Origin of the sequence: uncultured Brachyspira sp. (genome assembly GCF_944390595.1) — a bacterium.
Lineage (GTDB): Bacteria > Spirochaetota > Brachyspiria > Brachyspirales > Brachyspiraceae > Brachyspira.
In genome coordinates this window covers 1-3,832 of record NZ_CALXRN010000116.1, presented here as the reverse complement: position 1 = coordinate 3,832, position 3,832 = coordinate 1, and the positions used below count along the sequence as shown (strand labels likewise).

Annotated in this window: 4 protein-coding genes; all 4 read left to right on the top strand. The window is 24.6% G+C overall.

Going from position 1 to position 3,832, the window contains the following annotated elements:
- Positions 1 to 95 precede the first annotated feature (95 nt).
- Entirely contained in the window at positions 96 to 1,214 is a 1,119-nt protein-coding gene (locus Q0J90_RS06315) for a glycosyltransferase family 2 protein (protein ID WP_297277092.1), read from the top strand.
- Positions 1,215 to 1,251: 37 nt separating this feature from the next.
- Positions 1,252 to 1,803 carry a class IV adenylate cyclase gene (cyaB, locus tag Q0J90_RS06310; RefSeq protein ID WP_297277091.1) on the top strand — a complete coding sequence of 184 codons (552 nt, stop codon included), beginning with the start codon at positions 1,252 to 1,254 and terminating at the stop codon, positions 1,801 to 1,803.
- A 63-nt stretch (positions 1,804 to 1,866) separates the two neighbouring features.
- Positions 1,867 to 2,877, top strand: coding sequence for a hypothetical protein (locus Q0J90_RS06305; protein ID WP_297277090.1), 1,011 nt, complete (start codon positions 1,867 to 1,869; stop codon positions 2,875 to 2,877).
- A gap of 66 nt (positions 2,878 to 2,943) precedes the next feature.
- Positions 2,944 to 3,832 (top strand): hypothetical protein (locus Q0J90_RS06300; RefSeq protein ID WP_297277089.1); only part of this gene is annotated, 889 nt, incomplete at its 3' end.

The following is a 3,832-nucleotide window of genomic DNA, read 5'->3' as shown; positions in this document are numbered from 1 at the left end:
AAAATTACAACCTATGTTTCAATTACAGGATTGAAGCATAGGTTTTTTTGTGCAAAATATTATTGATCAATTACAACAATAAAAAAGGATAAAACATGAATATAAAAGTTAGTGTAATTATACCTGTATATAATGTAGAGCCTTATTTAAAAGAATGTTTGGATTCTGTTATAAACCAAACATTAAAAGAAATAGAAATAATATGTGTTGATGACTTCTCCCCCGATAATAGCCATAAAATATTAGAAGAATATGCTAAAAAAGACAATAGAATAAAAATAATCAAACATAAAGAAAATCAAGGACTTGGACCTGCCAGAAATACTGGAATAAAAAATTCAAATGGAGAGTATATTAGCTTTATAGACTCTGATGATTATATAAAAAATGATTTTATAGAAAATTTATATAATACAGCTAAAAAATATGATTCAGATATAACAAGCACATTAAATATAATATTATTTGGAGAAAATATAGAAAAAAATAAAAAGAAAATTTTTCGTCATACTGAAGGTAAATCAAGTGTTAGTATAGAAGATGATAAATGGTATACAGATGAATGTATGTCTGTAACAGTATGGAATAGAATATATAAAAAAGACTTTTTAATAAAAAATGATTTATTTTTTATGAATATAAAATCTGGAGCTGAAGATGAGGAATTATATCAAAGGATATTATTAGTTAATAAAAAAACATCGTACAATCATAAAGCTATTTATTATTATAGGAAAAGAAATAATTCCATAATGGGAACTATATCAAAAGATTTAAATAATGCTATTAATACAATAGCATTAATGCTCAATTCTATAGAATTTTATAAAAAACAAAAAGCAGAATCGATAAAATATTTGTATGCTAGAACATTTAATCTTGTATTAATCAGATTTAATATAACAGTTTATAAAGAAGATTTTTATAAACATTTATATGATTTTACAAATCAAATAACTTTGGAAAAAGAAATAGCAGGAGAAATTAACTATGCTCAATACCAAATAATAAAATTAAATAAAGAATACAAAAATTATATTTTATATAAAAAGATATTAGATGATATAAGCAACTATGCTGATAATCTAAATAAAGATTTGAATAAAAAAAATAAAATAATTAATACCTTAATCAATAAAATAGTTTGGTTTATACCAATAAGAAATTTACGGGATTCTTTAAGAAAAAAAATATTAAAATATATAAATTCTTAATTTTGACAATTTTTTAAATTTCATGTATATTAAGTAAATGGGTAATTCTGAAATAGAAATAAAAGCTTATGTTAGGGACTTTGACTCTGTATTAAATTTTCTTTATAAAAATGCCAAATTCAAAAAAAAATATTTTAAAAAAGATATATATTATGCCAGAGAAAATGATATAAAACATGGTAATATAAGAACAAGCGACTGCATAAGACTTAGAATGGAACATGGAAGATACACTTTCTGCACAAAAGAGAGAGTATTAATTGATGGTGTAGAAGTCAATGATGAAATAGAAATAAAAGTAACAAAGAAAAAATCAAGATTTATCATTAATTTTTTAGCACAGCTTCAAAAATATAAAGAGTATGTTAGAAAAGAAAAAAAAGGTTATGCTTTCATATATAAAAATGCTTTAGTAGAAGTATCAAAAATAAAAAAACTTGGGAATTTTATAGAAATAGAATTCTTAAATTCTAGTGAAACAATAGACAATCAAATATATCAATTAAAATCCATATTAAACGATATAGGCATATCAGAAAATGACATAGAAACAGAAGCCTATATAAACCTTCTTTCAAAGAAAATATAATTTGTATTGAAAATATCATTATTTCATATTAGAATGTATAAAATAAAACATATTGGATAAAAAATGAAAAAGATATATTTTTTTATATTCATAATACTTCTTTACAATATACATTTATATTCTCAAGATAATAATGATTCATTAGAAAACAAAATGAATAATTACAAAGAAAAAGTAAAGTTAAAATGGCAGTATAATCCTCTTAGAATATATGAAACCGATAAATATTTTTCACCATGGCTGGATCCGGACAACTATAACAGCAGTTTCTGGTTTGGAGATATTATTAATATAGAAAATCTTTATCCAAACCCCAATTTTAATTTAAATAATGTACTTTTATATTTCAGTCCAAAACTTGCTGTAGATTTGGCACCTATTGCATTTAACTTAAATGGGGATAAACACAGATTTAGAATAGGAGTAGCTTATTCACTAAAATTATTTTTCAGCAGCTATGGAAAAGGACAAGATCAATTATACGGAGCAACTTTTCTAAATGGAATATATATGCAGGTAGAAGCATATTTTGACTATATATTTGATAATAAATTAAAAATTAGATTTGCTCCTTTAAGACATATATGCTCGCATATAAGCGGCGATATACTTGGAGATGAAACTCTTTATGATAAAAATAAAGAAAAATTTAGAGATGTAGGATTTGAACAGATGCATTTATCTGCATATTACAGATGGGGTTGGTTTAGTTTTTTTGGAGGAACATCTTTTGCTATAACAGGATATAAAAAGTCTAATATAGTTAATGTATTTAATATTTTTACTGGAACCGAGGTTAGATTTCCTATATGGGGTGAAATTAGTTTAATAACAGGCATATATATAGGTGCTTTTTTAAATGAATTAAATGATATAAAAAGAGATAAAAAAGGAATAGGTTATCCGCTGCATGAAAGCCGTAAAGAATGGACTCCATCTGTAAGTGTAGGTTTAGGATTTGAAATTTACAGATTTATAATTGGAGTAAAATATGAATATGCCAGATCAAAACAGTTATATTCATACAGAAGCATGGAAAGCAGAATTGGTTTGAATGCAAGTCTAATGTTTTAAAAGTTGTTATTGACATAAAAAAATATAAATGTATTATGTCCCGATATGTTTTAAGGAATAAGGTTTATGATTTTTATGTTAAAAACAATAATAATACTAGTATTGTATAGTATTACTATATATTCACAAAATACAAATAACAATACACTAAAAGAAAAAATGGATAATTATACAGAAACTGTTAAAACTCAATGGGAATTTAATCCCCTGAAAAATTATAAAACAGACAGATATTTTTCAGGTTGGACTGATCCAAATTCATACAGTACTAGATTTTGGATAGGAGAAGTGTTAAATGCAAAAGAAATGTATCCAAATCCAAATTTCAATTTTGACAAAATTGATTTTTTTTATAACCCTACCCTTGCAACAGAAGTAACTCCTATAGCATTTAAATATAAAGATAAACACAGATTTAAAATAGGTATTGGGTATTTAACTCATTTCTTTCTTTCAAAGTATAAAAAAGGCTACTATCAATATTATGGTCAGAGTTTGATGTATGGAACATATATGCAGGTGGAAGTGTTCTTTGATTATATATATAATAATCAATTTAAATTGAGATTTACTCCATTAAGACATATATGCTCACATATAAGCGGCGATATACTTGGGGATTCATCCTTATATGATAAAGAAAAAGAAAATTTTATGGATTCCGGTTTTGAGCAAATACATGCTTCAGCATATTATAAATATGGATGGTTCACATTTTATGGCGGAATTACTTTTGCCATAATGGGTTTAAATAAATCTAATATTGTAAATTTATTTAATATATTTACCGGCACAGATTTCAGAGTACCTATATGGGGAGAAATTAGTTTTATAACGGGATTATACTTAGGATTGAATTATGACAAAATAAATGATATAGTTAGAAATATGGATAATGGAAGTTACACTATAAAAAATAGCTATAATAGAGTTAGTCCATCTATATCTGTAGGCA

Bases quoted from the DNA above. Each gene is read 5' to 3' on its own strand.
- Q0J90_RS06315 (WP_297277092.1), top strand. From the start codon at position 96: ATGAATATAAAAGTTAGTGTAATTATACCTGTATATAATGTAGAGCCT.
- cyaB (WP_297277091.1), top strand. From the start codon at position 1,252: ATGGGTAATTCTGAAATAGAAATAAAAGCTTATGTTAGGGACTTTGAC.
- Q0J90_RS06305 (WP_297277090.1), top strand. From the start codon at position 1,867: ATGAAAAAGATATATTTTTTTATATTCATAATACTTCTTTACAATATA.